Origin of the sequence: Barnesiella sp. An22, from assembly GCF_002159975.1 — a bacterium.
GTDB lineage: Bacteria > Bacteroidota > Bacteroidia > Bacteroidales > Barnesiellaceae > Barnesiella > Barnesiella merdigallinarum.
In genome coordinates this window covers 112,953-129,803 of the sequence record NZ_NFJR01000007.1, presented here as the reverse complement: position 1 = coordinate 129,803, position 16,851 = coordinate 112,953, and the positions used below count along the sequence as shown (strand labels likewise).

Sequence of the window (16,851 nt, the reverse complement as noted above, 5' to 3'; positions counted from 1 at the left end):
ATGGGTTTAGAATCTTACTTGCAGACCGATAGAGTAGGTGGCCATGATAGGATATTTCAGACCGTTGCTGGTGCTCAGCTCGGGATCCCACAGGTCGAATTTGGAGAATTGCAGCAGGTTCGTACCGCGGATGAATATGCGGGCATATTCCATGGCGGCTTTCTTGATGAGGTTCTTGGAGAAGGAGTAACCCAGCTCTATGTTTTTGAGTCGCAGCATGCTCATGTCTTTCAACCACCAGTCGGATGATTGAGCGTTGTTGGCATTGTAACCCATGTGGAGGCGGGGATAGAAGACATCCTGGCTGGGATTCTCGACGGTCCAGGCATCGGAGGCGTTGGTAAAGATGTTACCCTCGGCACCGATGGTCGAGCCGGGCAAGAAGTTCGTCTGGTTTTCGCCGATGATGCGGTAGGTGCGGCCGTTGCCTTGGAAGAAGGCACCGAAGTCTACGTTTTTGTAGCTGAGGTTCACGCCGAAACCATAAACGAGTTCGGGGTTCACGGTTCCGCCGATGGCCGTCTTGTCGGTTTCGGTGATTTCGCCGTCGCCGTTCATGTCGACATACTTGATGTCACCGGGATATACGCGGTCCGAGAACTTGGGAACGGGGATACCGGGTTTCAGTTCGCCGGTCGTTACGTCGGCAAAGTCCTCTTCGGTGAAGAGTCCGTCGCTTACCAGACCGAAGATTTGGCCCACGGGTTTGCCCGTGCTCGAACGGTAGGTACCCAGCACACCCAGGTCTTCGTCTTGTTCGATAATCTTGTTGCGGGCATACGATACGCTGGCGCGAGCCGAGATGAACCAGTCTTTATTGATTTGCTTGTTGAGATCGAGCGAGAAGTCGAAACCTTTGTTGGTCACGATACCGTAGTTGGCCCAGGGCAGCGAGGGGAAACCGGCTGAGCTGGGGTAGTTCTTGCGTTGCATGAAGATGTTTTCACGACGTTCGTGGAAGAAGTCCAGTTGGATTTCGGCCATCTTGAACAGGCCCAGTTCGATACCGACGTTGGCCTTCTTGACCGTCTCCCAGGTAAGGTTTTCTACACCGGGGTCACCCTCGCGCAGACCGCCTTTTTCGTAGAAGGCGTTGGAGTTACCCCACTTGTAGCCGTCGGTCGAGCCGATGGTGGTGATGTAGGCGAAACGCTTTTGCGAGCCGTCGTCGTTGTAGAAACGGTCGTTACCGGCCAAACCATACGATGCTCTCAGTTTCAACTTGTTGATGTAGTTTTGTACGGGGCGCATGAACTCCTCTTCCGACACAATCCAGCCGGCGGCAATCGAGGGGAAGAAACCGAAGCGGTGACCCTTGGCAAAGTTTTCGGAACCGTTGTAACCGAAGTTAAACTCGGCAATGTAGCGGTCGGCATAGGTATAGGCGGCACGGCCGGCAAAACCTTGTGTACGGTAGGGCACCTGGTCGCCATCGTCGTAGTTGCGCTGGTTGTACAGCAACAGGGCGCTTACCGAGTGGTCGCCGAAGCGTTGGTCGTAGGTGATGTTACCTTCGAGGTAGGTACTGTAGTTACCGTACTCTTCCCAGCGGCTGTAACCCAGGAACTCGTCGCCCTCGTTCAATACCATGAGGATGAGCTCGCCGGTAACCGGGTCGCGTTGGGTAGCGGGCGAGTAGTAGCGGGGCGATTTGCCACGGTCTACACCGTTGCGCGAATAGTAGTCGTACGAGAAGATACCCTTTACCTTCAAACCGGGGAGGATACCTTTCAGGTCTTGCTCTACGGCGAAGAGGGTTTCGAGCTTACTCTCGGCCTCGCGTTTGAAACCCGATTGCGTCAGTTTGGCCCAGGGGTTTTCGTTCTCACGCGGTTTGGGTATGCAGCCGTTGTTGTAGATAAGCGGAACCATGTAGGGGGTAGCCTTGAAGGCGGCGCTGAAGATGTCGTCGATACCGTCTTTCGGGGCGTTGCGTTGTTGCAGGTAACCACCGATGTTGAAGGTCAACAGGGTGGTCGAGGTTACGTTCATGTCGACGTTGGTACGCAGGTTGAAGCGGTTGACCGAGATGCCCGAGTCCCAGGCCTGGGTCTTGTCGGTCTCGGTGATACCTTGCTCGTTGTAGTAGGCACCTACGAACGAGTAGCGCAGTTTCTCGTTACCGCCCGAGAGGTCGAACGAGGCGCGCGTGTTGTTGGCAAAGTCTTTGGTGATGGCATCGATCCAGTCGATGTCGGGGTAGAGCTCGGGGTCGTAGCCGGTGCGATATTTGTCAATCAGTTCGGGCGAGTAGAGCTCGGTACCGGTCTCCTGGATGTTGATGTTGTTCAAGAGGGTCAGGTAATCGGCGGCATTGAGGAACGAGGGGAGCTTGGCCGGGCGGGTGATGGAGTGCTCGACCGATACGTTGATGGTCGTCTTGCCCGAGTGACCGCGTTTGGTGGTAATCAGGATGACACCGTTGGCACCCCGCACACCGTATACGGCGCTGGCCGAAGCGTCTTTCAAGACCGAGAACGACTCGATTTCGGAGATGTCGATGTTGTTGAGCGAACGCTCTACACCGTCGACGAGCACGAGCGGCGAGTTGCTGCCCTTGAACGAGCTCATACCGCGGATCCAGAACTCGGAGTTGTCGTAGCCCGGTTCGCCCGACCGCTGTACACCGATGATACCGGCAATGTTACCGGCCAGGTCGTTACTGAGCGAACGGGTGGTACCGACTTGCAGCTGTTGGGGTTTCACGCTGGTGATGGCGGCAACGACCGAAGCCTTCTTTTGCACACCGTAACCAACCACTACCACATCCTCGAGTTGGGTCGAGGCGTCTTGCAGTACCACGTTGATGATCTTGCGGCTGTTCACGGCCTCTTCGCGCGAGGCGAAACCGATGTATTTGAATTGCAGGATGGCGCTTTTGTCGGGTACGTTGATGTCGTAGATACCGTCGACGTTGGTAATGGTTACAATCGAGGGGTCGTCTTTTACCGACACGGTTACACCGATCAGGGGCTCGCCGTTGACGTCGGTGACGTTACCGTGGATGGCAATCTTTGTCTGGTTCTTCCCTGAAGCGTTATTCTTGTTGTATAAAATAATCTGCGACTGTTTGATTTCAAACTTGATGTTTGATTTTGCGAGCATTTGCGATATGGCTTGCCGCACAGGTGTGTTGTTGGCTTTCAACGATACTTTTTGGTTGACATCCAGTTTCAAGGCATCGTAGAAGAAGGTGTATTTGCTCACGCTTTCTATTTTTTTAATAGCCTCGGATAGCGGAATGTTTTGGAAAGAAATAGTCAATGATTCTCCCGGGGCCTGAGCAAACAAGTTCAAGGAGAATAAAATGGCCAGGAATAGGACCAATTTTTTCTTTAGATTCATATCATGGGTATATTAAAGTTAACTCAATAGGTTCTCTTTCTTTTTCTTTTTGTGTGTATTTAGTGTTTTAAAAAAGTCTATAAATGTTTTTTGCGGTAGTTTTTTCGTTCAGTATTTTATCATAGGCAATAGTTTTTTAAGGGGTTATTATTAAAGTGTTGTTTTCGTCGAAGTGATAATGAATCGAAGAGATGCTGGCCATGATGCGCACAATATCTTCGAGGCTTTGGTCATATAGGGTAAACGTGTAGGACTGGTCGTCGGAGAGAGCCGGATCGATTTCGATTTTCACGTTATACCATTTGGAGAGGTATCGGCATACCTCGTGCAGATTCTTGTTTTCGAGTTTCACCCGGTCTTTGGTCCACATCATGGCAAACTCCACATCGCCTTCTTCCACGCTTATGGTCTTGCTCTTCTTGTCGAGCGAACCCTCTTCGCCGGGTTTCAGGTAGTGGTCGGGCTTGTCGTCGCCCAGTACGTGCATCGAGACCGAACCCTCGTAGAGGCTCACGACCGATTTGTCGTCATTGTCATAGGCGCTTACGTTGAACTGGGTACCGTGTACCTTGACCGCAATGTCGTTGGTTTTGACGATAAACGGTTTTCGGTCGTGCTGTACATGGAAGAAAGCTTCGCCTTTGAGGGTTACCTCACGTACGTCGGCATGCAGGTTGGTATATTCGAGTTCCGAGTTGGCGTTGAGCCATACCTCGCTGCCGTCGGGGAGGATAAACTTCGATTTGCCGGTGATGGTCGAGTAGGTTTGGGCAATGGCTTCGTGTTTGGCGTGGTGATTGCTCTCGAAGAAAAGATAACCGGTACCCGATACGACCAGCAGTAAACCTATTGCAGCGGCAAAGCGACGGAGCACTCGGCCCGACGCCCACCGCGGCACAATCTTCTTTACCTTCTCAGGTTTGGTTTGAATGGAATCTTGGTGTATATAAGTCTGGAATTTTTTCCAATAGAAATCGACGTCTGGATTGTATCCGGCTGCCTTGGTTTGAATTTGGTTCCACAAATTTTGCAATTCGTTGAAAAACTGTTGGTTCGCAACGTCTTGATTCAGCCACTCTTGCAGCTGTGTTTGCTCGTCTTCTGATAGCGAGATGCCTTTGAATCGAGCTATGATAATGTCCCAAGGGAGCTTCTTGTTCATAATTATCAGACTTTTTTAGAAAAATATTTTACCGCATTATTTTGATTTCATTAGTTAGACACAAAAAAAGAGATAAACCCTTATACCGGATACCGTAAAAAAGGAAAAACAATTGGGAATAACTTGCGATTATTTGATAAATTGTTGTTAATCAGTATGTAAAAAAGAGAGGGGAAAGAGCCTTTTTTTCTGCTTTGTGGGTGAGATAATTTTTTTTGTAGAATAAAATTCTTTTCTTTGCACAGTATTCTTATATATAAAACGGTGGCCAACATAGCAAACGACATATTATTGCTCAGGCAAATACGGGAGGGAAATGAAGAGGCATTCAAAAGTTTGTTCGAAACCTACTTTACTCCGTTGTGCCGTTTTATATACCTTTATCTGGACGACAAGGCTGTGGCCGAAGAGCTGGCCATGGATATTTTTATCTATCTGTGGGAGAACCGCGACACCTTCCACATACAACTTTCGTTGAAAGCCTATCTGTTTCAGGCTGCACGAAACAAGTGCTTGAATGAATTGCGTAAAAAGAAAGAGATGGTGAGTATCGACGACGCCGAGTTGTCGGGACTCAATACCGACGTGTCGTCGCTCGAGACCGAAGAGCTGTATCGGCTTATCCACGAGGCCATACTGGCTCTGCCCGAAAAGTGTCGCCATATTTTCGTTCTCAGCCGGCAGGAGAGCCTCACCAATCAGGAGATTGCCCAGAAGTTGAATCTCTCGGTCAAGACGGTCGAGGGGCAAATAACCATTGCCCTAAAGAAAATCAGAAAATTTCTGGGCGACCAGTACAGCTATTTGTGGTAAAAAAAATTTTTTTCATTCGGTATAAGGGTATATGATGCTTTTTGTGTCATAGTATGTGAAACCCTGGAATATTACCGACATGAAAAACTCTTTTAAGTGCACATACTCTTTTTGTTACGGTCCATTTCCTACTCCGTTGACCGGGAGATACCCCTATTAGAGCTTTTTGTACAGGCAAAGATTCTATCGTTTTTCTTAGACTTGAGTGAGAGATATGTACAAGAAAATTACAAGTTTGTGTTTTGCCCTGCTGGCAGCCTGCAGCCTGTATGCTCAGGAGCCGTTGCTGGTTCTGGAGGCCGAGGATGCCCGGCTCACCCCGCCGGTGAAGGTCAAATATGTCGACGGCTATTCGGGAAACGCCTACGTGGGCGATAACGATAGCGGGTCGGAAATCGTGTTTGAAAATGTTTATGTCGAGAAGGCGGGAACCTATGAGTTTCGCACCTACTATACCAGCATGTTCATTCGCTCCATCGCCGTGCAGTCGGGGTTCTATACCCCGGTAATCCTCACGATGACCGAGACGACCGAGGACTGGAACCGTCCGCCAGTGGGCATGATGCTGTCGTATATCTATCTCGACGAGGGGTACAACACCTTGCGCATTACCCCCTATAATGGCGGGGGGCCCAATATCGACAAATTCGAACTCTGGGAGACCGGGGTGAACATGCCCAAGCCCGAGAAGGAGAGCGCCGCTTTCGGTTACGACCTCACCGACGAGGCCTCGGTGACCGTCGACGGTGCCGACTATTCGGCTTCGGCCATGAACGACAACAACGAGTATACCTCGTGCGAGATGCCCGCCTCGTCGAACTACATCTATGTAACCTGTCCCGAACCTTACCTGATTACCGGCTACCTCTTCTCCGACGGTACGGCCATAGCGGCCGGTGTCGATGCCTGGAGCCTGGAGTATTCGGTCGACGGACAAAACTACAATCGCTTGTCGCCCAATTCGTCTACCCGGTACAGCGCGGCGACACTCTATACCATCGATCGTCAGCCTCATGCCGACGCTGCCCGGGCTGCCCGTTATTACCGCATTGTCACGCAAGGTGGCCGTGTGGGCGAGATACAACTCTTCGGGATACCCTATTATGAGAATACCGACGGAAAGAATTTCCCGACCGATATAACGGCCGGCGTCGATGCCTATGCCTCGGCGCTGGGCTCTCCGCTGGGTGCCTTTACCGTGGCCGACGAGCGCTACTTCAACCTCTTCGACCGCAACATGCAGCGCAAGTATTACAGCGACGAGGGTCCCCTCTTCCAGGTAGAGATAGAACTCGACAAGCCTTATCGCCTCGAGAGCTACACGCTCACCTCGTGTCAGGATTACCCCGACCGTGACCCGAAGAGCTGGGTGGTCGAGGGCTTCGATCGTGATTGGGAGGTGGTGAGCGAAGTCGAAGGCTTTGAGTTTCCCAGTAGGTATGCGACCATGAAATTTGCCGTAAACGGTACGAAACTATACAGGGGCTATCGCTTGAGAACCCTCGAGAATAACGGGGCCGATGCCTTCCAGTTGCTCAAGTGGCAACTCTTTGGCAGCGACCAGCCGGCAGCCCTCTCTTCGGCTCGGGTCGACGAGGTGCGGGTAACGGCCGGCGACCGGGCCATTGTGGTCTCGACAGCCGACGAAGCAGCTTGCCGCGTGTTGACCCTCTCGGGCCAGACTCTCTACGAAGGGCGGTTGCGCGGTGACGATTGCCGCATTGCGGTGCCTGCCGGCATCTATCTCGTGGGGGTGACCGTGCAGCACGAGCAGACGGTACACAAAGTAGTGGTAAAATGAAGATTTATTGAAGATGAAAACCAGATTGACATACGGACTCCTGATTGTGGCAGGAGTGATGAGCGGTATCGCTCCGGCTTGGGGCGAACAGGTCCTGGGCGAGTCGACCTCGCCCAACGACTCGATTAAACTCGTCGTGCTCGACGACAACGATGCGTTGTATTACAAGGTCGTGAAGGGTACCGCTACACTGATAGAGAAGTCGGCCCTGGGAATCGTCACCTCGGTGGGCGATTTTTCGAGCGGGGTAGGCGACCTCGCCTTTACCGACCGCCTGGTCGAAGACCCTTATGAATTGCCGTCGGGCAAACGCAGCCGCTACGAAAATACCTACAAGGAGGCCACGGTGACCGGCAGCAAGGAGGGGCACGAAGTGAAGTTTGTCTTCCGCGTCTACGACGACGGTGTGGCCTACCGCTACGAGCTTCCCGGCAGCGGCGAGGTTTCGGTCTATGTCGAACAGAGCGAATGTCTGCCCGCCGCCTGCGAAACCATCTATTCCCAACAGTATTCCAAAGACAGCCAGTCGCTTTTCAGCGAGACCGCTACCGAGTTCGTGGCCTGTGCCACCTATACCCCCTTCCCCATACTGGTCGACATGGGGGGCAACTATCTGTTGATGACCGAGGCGAGAGTCAACGGCTCGTATTGCGGGAGCACACTCACGGTCGACGACGAGACCGGTGCCTTCTGTTTCCAGCCTCGTGAATCGGTATCGACTACCCTCCCGTTGGCTACCCCGTGGCGGGTGCTGCTGGTGGGTTCGCTCGAGTCGGTGGTCGAGACGGTGATGCTCGAGAATCTTAACGATGCGACGGCCGTCAACTCCCTCTCGTGGATTACCCCGGGACGGGCTGCCTGGAACATTGCCGGCGAGGATTTCACCGCCGACTACCTGAATATGGGCAACATCAAACACTATATTGACTGGGCCCAGGAACAGGGGTGGGAGTACTTCACCCTCGACAAGTGCTGGGAACAGAACGGCATCTCGCTGAAGGAGGTGGTCGACTATGCCTCTTCGAAGGAGGTGGGCGTGCTGATATGGGTGAACCAGAATGACCTCCCTTCCGACGAGTCTGCCCTGAACGCGATGGTACAGAGCTGGAAATCGCAGGGTGTGAAGGGGTTGAAGGTCGACTTCTGGGAGAGCGAGTCGCAGGCTACGATGCAGAAGGTGGACCTGCTGCTGCGGGTGACGGCTCAGAACCAGCTGTTGCTCGACCTCTACGCTTGCCCCAAACCCACGGGTTTGCGACGCACCTGGCCTCACCTGCTCACCTCGGAGGCTGTGCTGCCCAACACCGTATTTACCGACTTTCCCGATATTCACAACATCAACTCGGCCATAATTCGCGGCGCTATCGGTTCCACCGATTATGCCCCCGTCGACTTTGCCGACCGCAACGGCTGCATCCACTCCGGCACCACCTGGGCTCACCAGTTGGCCCTGTCGGTGGTATTCGAGTCGGGCATACAGCATCTGGCCGATGCTCCCGAGAATTTCGAGTATCACATGGCCCGCGAGTTCTTGAAACGGCTGCCCGTGGCCTGGGACAATACCCGCTGTCTGGAGGCCCGTCCCGACGAATATGTGAGCCTTGTGCGCCAGAAGGGCGACGAGTGGTATTGGGCCACGCTCACGCACGAAGCCCGCACGGCACGGGTGCCTCTGTCGTTCTTGCCCGAGGGCGAGAACTACTGTGCCTATGTGTATGGCGATGGCGATTGCCCGTCGGAGGTCCGGTTTGAGTACCGCGACAACCTGTCGTCCCGCGATACCCTGTCGGTCGACCTGCTGAAGCGGGGTGGAGCCGTGGTGCTCTTCTCCACCTCGTCGCAACTGCCGCGACCCATACAGATGAAATACGAGGCCGAAGCCGCCGAAAACACCATACCCTTCGGGGTGCCGGTGAAGAGCGACGTCGACAGCCTCTGTTCGGGCGGGGAGTATGTGGCCTCGATAGGCAACGGCCGCGCCCTGGTCTTCAACGGGGTGACCGTGCCCGAGTCGGGTACCTATGCCATGACCCTCTACTACATGAGCGATGCTCCCTGTTCGGCCTATGTGAAGCTGAACGGCGACATCAACTCGTGGCAGGAGGTTTCGTTCGAGAATACCGGCGGCCCCACGGGTCGTTACATGGCACACCGCACAGTGCTGGTTACGCTCGACCATACGGTGAGCAACACGATTGAGGTAGGCAACAACTCCGATTACGGTCCCAATCTCGACCGTATCGTCCTGTCGAAGTATGCCGACGGGACGACCGACGTGGAGGCTCCGCAGGAGAGCGAGTCGGTAGGGTTGGTCTACGTGCTCGACCGCGACATCATCATCGAGCAGGCATCGGCTACCGACTATGCCGTCTACAATTCGCTGGGCCAACTCTTGCGCACCGGCCACTTCGAGGGCGGCCGCCTGTCGGTCTCCGTTCCCGATCGGGGCGTCTACTTCGTGAAGCTCCACACCGCCGGGCTCGACTTTACCCAAAAAGTATTGATAGGACGATGAAAATGAGAACCTTTTGTTAAACTTAATAATAAAACTTATGAAAAAGATTACCTTTTTAATGGTCTGTTTGTTGTCCGTGCTCGGACTCTCTGCAGCCAGTTATGATCACCTGTATGTAATCGGCGATGCCACATCGGCCGGTTGGAACACCAATAGCAACCTGGAGATGACCAATCTCGGGGATGGAAAATTTACCTGGACCGGCGAATTGCTCGACCATGGTGACAATTCGCGTCGATTCAAATTCATTGTTAGCCGTAGCTGGTATCCCTGCTTGACGACTACCGCAGCCGCTCACGAGACCGTGACTCCCGGTGTGAAAGTCGCTCTGCTCGACAAACACGAAGAGGTTCAACCCGATGCTGCCTTCATCGTAGACAAGACGGGAACCTACAAGATTGATATCGACCTGAACGAAATGACCATGTTGCTGACCGAGACTACGCAGGAGCTCCCCGACGTAGCCGAGTTCGGTCAAGTATACCTGGCCGGTAGCGCCTTTACCGACAAGGTAGCCATGGAGAAGGTTTCGGATGGTGTCTACACCTGGTCGGGCGTAATCGAAGAGGCCGACCCCATGGTAGGTTTCTACTTTGTAAACGGCGACGAAACCATGTCGTTCAACCCCGCCAATACCGGCAGCATCAAATCGGGTTCGTACAGTATGGTATATAGCGCCGACGGCGTAGGTACTACCGAGTTCCAAATCCCCGCCACCTCGACCTACACGATTACGGTCAATGTAGCCGAGATGAAGATGGAAGTTCTCAAAATCGACTACGAGCACCTCTATATCGTAGGTAGCGCCTTGACGGCTCGTCCCGGTAGCTGGTTGACCGAAGATGGTGTAGAGATGGAAAAGATCGAATCGGGCAAATTCACCTGGTCGGGTCAACTCTATGCTCAGACGACCGACGGTAGCGGCACGGAGTTCAAGTTCCTCAACCAACTTCTTCCCGGGGTATGGGAAAACGACTTTGTATTCGATGCGACTCAAAGCGCCAATCAACCCATCGAAATCGGCGGCAGCTACACGATTTCGTACCGCGGTTCGGGCCACGACAACAAGTTCACGGTGCCCGAGGATGGTAACTACAAACTCACGGTCGACCTCCATGCCATGACTCTCACGGTCGAGGAGGGTACCTCCAGCGCTGTAAGCGAAGTGCTGGCTACCGCTCCGGTTGTAGTAGCCGACGGTGCTACCATCCGCGTATTGGCCAACGGCCTCGACCTCGACGGCGTGATGGTATTCGACTTGCTGGGCAACTGCGTAGCCTCGACGGGTGCCGTAAGCGACTATGCTTTCGACATGGCACAGAGCGGCGTATATGTAGTGCGCGTAGCTTGTGGCAACCAGGTATATTCTCATAAAGTAATAGTTAAATAAGATCTTAAGATTTTGAGCCGAGTCGGGGAGCCGACCTCCCCGGCTCGGTATTTTTTTGCTTGTTTTTTAGTGCGGAAAATCGGGAATGCCCGAGACCTCTTGGGGTGAAAACCGCCGACAAACTGTAAATCGTATGAAGAAAACATGTCTCATGATAGCTCGCTGCCTGGCCCTTGCCACCGTAAGTCTCGCACCTGCGGTGTGCCAGGCCGGGAGCGACAACTACAATCGGGCCGTCGCCACGTTCGATGCCGTGATGGAATGCTATGGCGACGAACGTCTCCCCCTCTTTCGGGAGACCTACCCCTTTGACGACCAACTGAAAGTGACCTACCTCTCGAACGAAGAGCAGGCCGACCAGCAGAAACGCTACTCCTACCTGTGGCCCTTCTCGGGCAGCCTCTCGGCCGTGGCAGCCATTTGGGATGCCCGTCTCGACCCCCGTTTCGGGCAGGTGCTGGAGCAGCAAGTCCGTCCCGGACTGGAAATGTATTTCGACTCGGTGCGCACACCAGCCGCCTACTCCTCTTATCTGAATACGGCCCCCGCCTCCGACCGCTTCTACGACGACAACATCTGGATAGGTCTCGACTTTACCGACCTCTATCGACTCACTCGTGACCCCCGATACCTGGAGCAGGCAAAACTCGTGTGGCGCTTTATCGAGAGCGGTATCGACAACCAGCTGGGCTACGGCATATACTGGTGCGAACAGAAGAAGAACGGGAAAAACACCTGTTCCAATGCCCCGGGTTCGGTCTATGCCGCCAAGCTCTACCTCGTTACCGGCGACAGCAGCTACCTGCGCACCGCCGTGCGCCTCTATGAGTGGACCCGCACCAACCTGCAAGACCCCACCGACGGCCTCTACTTCGACAACAAGAGCCTCGACGGCACCATAGGCCGGGCCAAGTTTGCCTACAACAGCGGGCAGATGATGCAGGCCTCGGCCCTTCTCTACCGCCTTACGGGCGAGGAGCACTATCTGCGCGAAGCCCGGCGACTGGCAGCCGCCTGCTACGAACACTTCTTTGCCGCCCCGTCGCAACCCGGGCGTCGGTACCGCGTGTTCACCCCCGGCAACGTCTGGTTCACGGCCATCATGGTGCGGGGCTTTATCGAGCTGTACGGCATCGATTACGACCGTCGTTACATCGATGCCATACAAGAGAATCTGGACCAGGCCTGGACCAACGGCATGCGCGAGGAGAACGGCCTCTTCAACGACAACTGGACCGGGCAGACCCGCAACGAATCGAAGTGGCTCCTCACCCAGTTTGCCATGGCCGAGATGTATGCCCGCCTCGCTCTGATCGACGCAGAAGAGTAGTGTGTGTTTATGACATAAGATGAAAGCTCCCGGAGCAACCTTTCGTTGCTTCGGGAGTTTTTTTATGCCTTTGCGCGAGACTATGGCCCAGCACGGTATCGGCCGGGAAAGTATCCTTGGTTTGTGAATTACGGCTGTATGGTTATGGGTCGTCTCGCCCTTGACGAAATGCAGAAGAGTAGGCCGGTATTCTATGAGAGGGGAAGGTAGAAACGAAAAAACCGAAACAGCAAATATTGCTATCTCGGTTTTCGGTGGTGCCACCAGGAATCGTAATCTAACGATAAGTAGCTGAATATCTTTGATATATTTTTTAGCTAAAGACGTAATCTCCCGCTATTGCACCACCGGAGGCTTGCTGTATTTTGTACAAGGTTATGTAGAAGGCTTTTTTTCGCAAGGGGAATAATGTTTTTAGTAAGATAAAAGCATTATTAATAGGAATAATTTGTATATATTTGTCATAGTGTTTATCTTGGTATATTATATCTTATTATTAAGTATGGATTATTAGTGCAATCTAGTTATGGAAATAACCGAATATTCTAAAAAAAGCAAGGAATATGAAACATCTCTTTTGACTGCTAAAAAAAAAAGTGATGGAATATATTATACAGATGTTGATTTGTCTTTGAAAATAATTAAATTCTTAAATATTCCAATCAATGCATCTATATTGGATCCTTGTTGTGGCACTGGAAATTTTATTATTTCTGCTAAGTGTTTAGGATATAATAATTTATATGGTTCAGATATTGATAAAGGAGCGGTTGATTTTTGTAAGAAGAATAGTGGTGTTTCCAATATTCATATTGTTGATTCTTTATCAAATAGTGGGGATATTGTATTAAAGAAGATTGGGCTAAGGGAAAAAGTTGATTTTGTAATTGGTAATCCTCCTTATGTACCTATTAGTAAAGACATAACGATAAACACATTCGATTATTTGTTTTTAAGGAATGTTAAAGATTCTGGTAGTAATCTTTTTATAGCTGCAATATATAGGGCCTTTGAATTAGTTAAAGTAGGTGGGGGTATATCATATATAATACCTAAGAACTTTTTGCATGTTTCAGCTTATAGTATTTTAAGAAGATTTCTTTTGAGAGAGAAAAGAATAAGATCTATAATAGATTTAGGAGCATATTTCAAAAATGTTAGGGGAGAACAAATTGTTTTAACTCTTGCAAACGAATATTCACCTAATAATAATATTGAATTTTTTAGTTATCGTCAAGGTGAGTTTGTTGCAAATACATTGGTCCCTCAAAACTTTTTTAGTGATGAAATCTTGTTGTTTTCAAATGTATATGACTTTAAGATATATAAAAAATTAAAGTCATCATACAAAAAATTAGGTGATATTTGTACAGGATATGTTGGAAGAGGGAAATCAAAATCTCCTAATGCTATAGCTGGAAAGAACATAAGAAAGTTTTCATTTAAGAATGTTCCAGTACCATCTAATGGTAATAAAATATTTATTCAAAATATTTATAGCGCAGAAGCTGGAATAATTGCTAGTTTTGCTGGGAACATGGAGGCTTCAGAAACAGTTACAGTTTTTACGGATGGGGATGAGAAAATGTGTCGTTATGTATTAGGAGTCTTGCATTCCCGTTTATGTAATTACTATTTAATGAGGTTTTGTTTTAATGGCTCGAAACTTACAATGCATGCTGACGCGAAATACTTAAAAAAGATTCCTTTGATTATTAATACTGGTACTTTTACAAAAGTTATTAGTATAGTAAAGTTGCTTGAAAATATTTCATATATGTGTAATGAATGGTATGAAGCTGTTGAAGATCTGAATAATATTATTTATGAAACTTACAATATAACTATAGAAGAAAGAAAATATATTGATACTCAGGTAAGATTGATTCAATCAGAAAAATGGAATTATGATAAATAAAGATAAAAGATGTAATGATTTAACGGGAAAAGAGTGGTTGCAAAATTCTTTTAGTATTTGGAGAAACTTTAATAAAACGATAGAAGAAAAGGAATTTAAGCATCCTGCCTCATACCCTGTGTCATTGTGTGAAAAATTGATCAGTACGTTTTCGAGAAATGACGGAGTCGTATTGGACCCTTTTAGTGGTATTGGTTCTACTCTTGTTGCTGCAAAAAATCTTAATAGATCTGCAATAGGAATAGATTTATCCACAGAGTTCTGTGAACTTGCAAGGCATCGTATTGGTGATGATTGTAATATTTCCATAATTAATGGTGATAGTCTTGAAGAGTTAAAAAATATACATCCAAATACAGTTAATTTGTGTCTGACATCTCCTCCGTATTGGGATATTCTTAATATGAAAAGAAGTGCAGATAGAAAGGAAATTCAAAACTATTCTGACAATCCCAATGATTTGGGTAATATTTGCGATTATAAGATTTTTCTTAATTCGCTTGGCTCTATATTTAAGCTTGTATATGATGTTTTAATTCCGGGATCCTATTGTTTAATAAATGTAATGGATATAAGGAAGAAAAGCGTTTTTTATCCTTTACATAGTGACCTTGCAACAGAAATGCAAAAAATAGGTTTTATATATGATGATATTATCATATGGGATAGACAGCATGAATATAATAATATGCGTCCTTTGGGATACCCTTATAAATTTAGAATAAATAAAGTGCACGAATATATTTTAATCTTTATAAAAAAATAACACTATGGATAATAATGATTCTTTTTTGCAGTTTTTAAGGCAAAATCCTCAAAGTATTTTTATTGAGGCAGAAGCTAGAGAAGAAAGAATAGCTAATTTTATCAGTAGCTATAATAGTAAATATCATAGAAATATAAGTATATCAAGTCAAGGGATACGAAAACTTGGGGATGTTGATAAATGGGGAGTAGAACTTAGAGTCTACTTTAATAATAAAAATAATTTATCAGCATATTGGCAAGATAGAATGTATAAAAATAAGGTATATAGAGCTGATGAGTTTAAATATAGAATTGATGACAATAGTCTTGTGAATTTTTTGTTTGAACACGGATATATATTAGGTCATAATTAAGTATGAATATTGAGATGTCATATCTTTTAGGAATGATATGTGGTAACGGTGAAATTCAGAGAAATATGAATGATACCATTATCTCTATTACCATTCCTCATAAAAAGTTAGTAACAGAAGATTTTCATGATATAAAATTATATGTTAAAGCTAGTATTGCTGACATACGTAATATCATAGAACCATTAATTGGTAATAGCCTGAAGTTTATTCAATATCAACACTGTACAATAATTTCTTTTTCTAAGCCTAACAATGAATACTTAATAAGGGAAATTATACGTTATATTGGAAATGCAAATACTCATAATGAAATAAAGTTAGATAATGAAGTCTTAAATTTCTCTATTGATGAGAAAAAGTATTTCTTAAGAGGGTTTGCTGATGTAACTGGTTATATAAGAAGAAGTAATTGCTATTTTAATAAATATGAGCATAGAGTTTATTTAGAAATACCTAATAACTGGCAACTGGTTATTGATATCTGTAATTTATTAAAATCTATTGATATACCTGTTCAAAATATAGATTGGGCTCATCCTAATATGAGAGATGGATATTGTAAAAAATATAATGAAGGGAATTTTTCTTTTTGGAAAAAAGAGCATCAAATAAAAATATGGGCTAATGAGTTTTTACCAATTGGTTTTGGTGTATTACACAAACAACAGGCTTTGGAAATGTACTCAAATGAACTTATTGCTGGGTATAATAACGCTGGTAAAATTCCATCAGATATTACGCATAGATATTATTGGGATAGTAAAAAGAAATATTCTAAAAAGAAAATCCAGCATCCATGTGAGGGAGATGAGTTTATACCTGAAATAATAAGGGGAAAACATTTTAACTCATGGATTGAGATTGCAAGTGAATTAGGTTATGTTGAATAGAAAGAATGTCCGTTATGAAATAGAATTATATGAACCAATGAGGAATTGGTTGCATTATTATTTACAGGATAAATATAAGGGATGTAATGTTATTACATTGGATTCACATGCAGAAAGACTTGATAGAGTTCTTGCAAAGTATGGTATATGTATAGATCTTGCTATAGGTGTTGATATACAAATAGATGTTTTAGGCATAGTGCAAAAACAAAATGAAACAAAAATATTTTTTATTGAAGCTAAAAAAACGGCTCTTACTTTAAGAGATCTAGGTCAGTTATGGGCCTATTGTAAACTAATAGATCCGGAAGAAGCATTTTTGTTTACATCTATGAATTTGGGCAGTCTAGATAAATTATTGAATATCTTTCTTAGAGAAGATCTTTTAGATTTTGGAAAAGGAAAAGTTGTAAAGAAGATGAAAGTTGGTATTTGGAATATTTCATCAAAAGCTCCAGATATGTTTAGTTTAATTCCTAAATTATAATAATATAACATTAGATTTGTATGTGTGCTCTAACGCTATTTGATTAAATGAAACTAATTAGTACCATTCAGTAAAT

12 protein-coding genes are annotated in these 16,851 nt (G+C 47.6%); 10 read left to right on the top strand and 2 right to left on the bottom strand.

From position 1 onward, the window contains the following. Positions 1-6: 6 nt before the first annotated feature. Both B5F38_RS08900 and B5F38_RS08895 read right to left on the bottom strand, forming a co-directional pair. Positions 7-3,207 carry a TonB-dependent receptor gene (locus B5F38_RS08900; protein WP_241147839.1) on the bottom strand — a complete coding sequence of 1,067 codons (3,201 nt, stop codon included), beginning with the start codon at positions 3,205-3,207 and terminating at the stop codon, positions 7-9. Positions 3,208-3,481: 274 nt separating this feature from the next. Further along, entirely contained in the window at positions 3,482-4,507 is a 1,026-nt protein-coding gene (locus tag B5F38_RS08895) for a FecR domain-containing protein (protein ID WP_087408937.1), read from the bottom strand. Positions 4,508-4,771: 264 nt separating this feature from the next. On the opposite strand from B5F38_RS08895, the gene B5F38_RS08890 reads away from it, so the two are divergent. The 10 genes from B5F38_RS08890 to B5F38_RS08845 all read left to right on the top strand — a co-directional run bounded on the left by B5F38_RS08890 (position 4,772) and on the right by B5F38_RS08845 (position 16,775). Next, entirely contained in the window at positions 4,772-5,320 is a 549-nt protein-coding gene (locus B5F38_RS08890) for an RNA polymerase sigma-70 factor (RefSeq protein ID WP_087408948.1), read from the top strand. A 214-nt stretch (positions 5,321-5,534) separates the two neighbouring features. Further along, positions 5,535-7,121, top strand: coding sequence for a DUF6383 domain-containing protein (locus B5F38_RS08885; RefSeq protein ID WP_087408936.1), 1,587 nt, complete (start codon positions 5,535-5,537; stop codon positions 7,119-7,121). A 13-nt stretch (positions 7,122-7,134) separates the two neighbouring features. After that, positions 7,135-9,636, top strand: a complete 2,502-nt coding sequence (locus tag B5F38_RS08880) for a glycoside hydrolase family 97 catalytic domain-containing protein (RefSeq protein WP_143240948.1) — start codon at positions 7,135-7,137, stop codon at positions 9,634-9,636. 37 nt (positions 9,637-9,673) lie between these two features. Next, positions 9,674-11,026, top strand: a complete 1,353-nt coding sequence (locus tag B5F38_RS08875) for a SusF/SusE family outer membrane protein (protein ID WP_087408934.1) — start codon at positions 9,674-9,676, stop codon at positions 11,024-11,026. A gap of 133 nt (positions 11,027-11,159) precedes the next feature. After that, complete coding sequence (locus B5F38_RS08870; RefSeq protein WP_241147838.1) at positions 11,160-12,356, top strand: glycoside hydrolase family 76 protein; 1,197 nt, start codon at positions 11,160-11,162, stop codon at positions 12,354-12,356. Positions 12,357-12,882: 526 nt separating this feature from the next. Next, a complete protein-coding gene (locus B5F38_RS08865) occupies positions 12,883-14,274 on the top strand; it encodes an N-6 DNA methylase (protein ID WP_087408932.1) in 1,392 nt (463 codons plus the stop codon). Next, positions 14,264-15,040: a site-specific DNA-methyltransferase gene (locus B5F38_RS08860; RefSeq protein ID WP_164470578.1), complete on the top strand. Its 777-nt coding sequence runs from the start codon at positions 14,264-14,266 to the stop codon at positions 15,038-15,040. The genes B5F38_RS08865 and B5F38_RS08860 overlap by 11 nt, the downstream gene beginning before the upstream one ends. Before the next feature lie 4 nt (positions 15,041-15,044). Further along, positions 15,045-15,395: a hypothetical protein gene (locus tag B5F38_RS08855; protein ID WP_087408930.1), complete on the top strand. Its 351-nt coding sequence runs from the start codon at positions 15,045-15,047 to the stop codon at positions 15,393-15,395. A 2-nt stretch (positions 15,396-15,397) separates the two neighbouring features. Further along, positions 15,398-16,288: a hypothetical protein gene (locus tag B5F38_RS08850; RefSeq protein ID WP_087408929.1), complete on the top strand. Its 891-nt coding sequence runs from the start codon at positions 15,398-15,400 to the stop codon at positions 16,286-16,288. Continuing rightward, positions 16,278-16,775 carry a hypothetical protein gene (locus B5F38_RS08845; protein ID WP_087408928.1) on the top strand — a complete coding sequence of 166 codons (498 nt, stop codon included), beginning with the start codon at positions 16,278-16,280 and terminating at the stop codon, positions 16,773-16,775. The genes B5F38_RS08850 and B5F38_RS08845 overlap by 11 nt, the downstream gene beginning before the upstream one ends. The last annotated feature ends 76 nt before the right edge of the window (positions 16,776-16,851 follow it).

Excerpts from the sequence above, each read along its gene's own strand:
- B5F38_RS08895 (WP_087408937.1), bottom strand. The coding sequence starts at position 4,507 with ATGAACAAGAAGCTCCCTTGGGACATTATCATAGCTCGATTCAAAGGC.
- B5F38_RS08885 (WP_087408936.1), top strand. The coding sequence starts at position 5,535 with ATGTACAAGAAAATTACAAGTTTGTGTTTTGCCCTGCTGGCAGCCTGC.
- B5F38_RS08880 (WP_143240948.1), top strand. The coding sequence starts at position 7,135 with ATGAAAACCAGATTGACATACGGACTCCTGATTGTGGCAGGAGTGATG.
- B5F38_RS08875 (WP_087408934.1), top strand. The coding sequence starts at position 9,674 with ATGAAAAAGATTACCTTTTTAATGGTCTGTTTGTTGTCCGTGCTCGGA.
- B5F38_RS08870 (WP_241147838.1), top strand. The coding sequence starts at position 11,160 with ATGAAGAAAACATGTCTCATGATAGCTCGCTGCCTGGCCCTTGCCACC.
- B5F38_RS08865 (WP_087408932.1), top strand. The coding sequence starts at position 12,883 with ATGGAAATAACCGAATATTCTAAAAAAAGCAAGGAATATGAAACATCT.
- B5F38_RS08860 (WP_164470578.1), top strand. The coding sequence starts at position 14,264 with ATGATAAATAAAGATAAAAGATGTAATGATTTAACGGGAAAAGAGTGG.
- B5F38_RS08855 (WP_087408930.1), top strand. The coding sequence starts at position 15,045 with ATGGATAATAATGATTCTTTTTTGCAGTTTTTAAGGCAAAATCCTCAA.
- B5F38_RS08850 (WP_087408929.1), top strand. The coding sequence starts at position 15,398 with ATGAATATTGAGATGTCATATCTTTTAGGAATGATATGTGGTAACGGT.
- B5F38_RS08845 (WP_087408928.1), top strand. The coding sequence starts at position 16,278 with ATGTTGAATAGAAAGAATGTCCGTTATGAAATAGAATTATATGAACCA.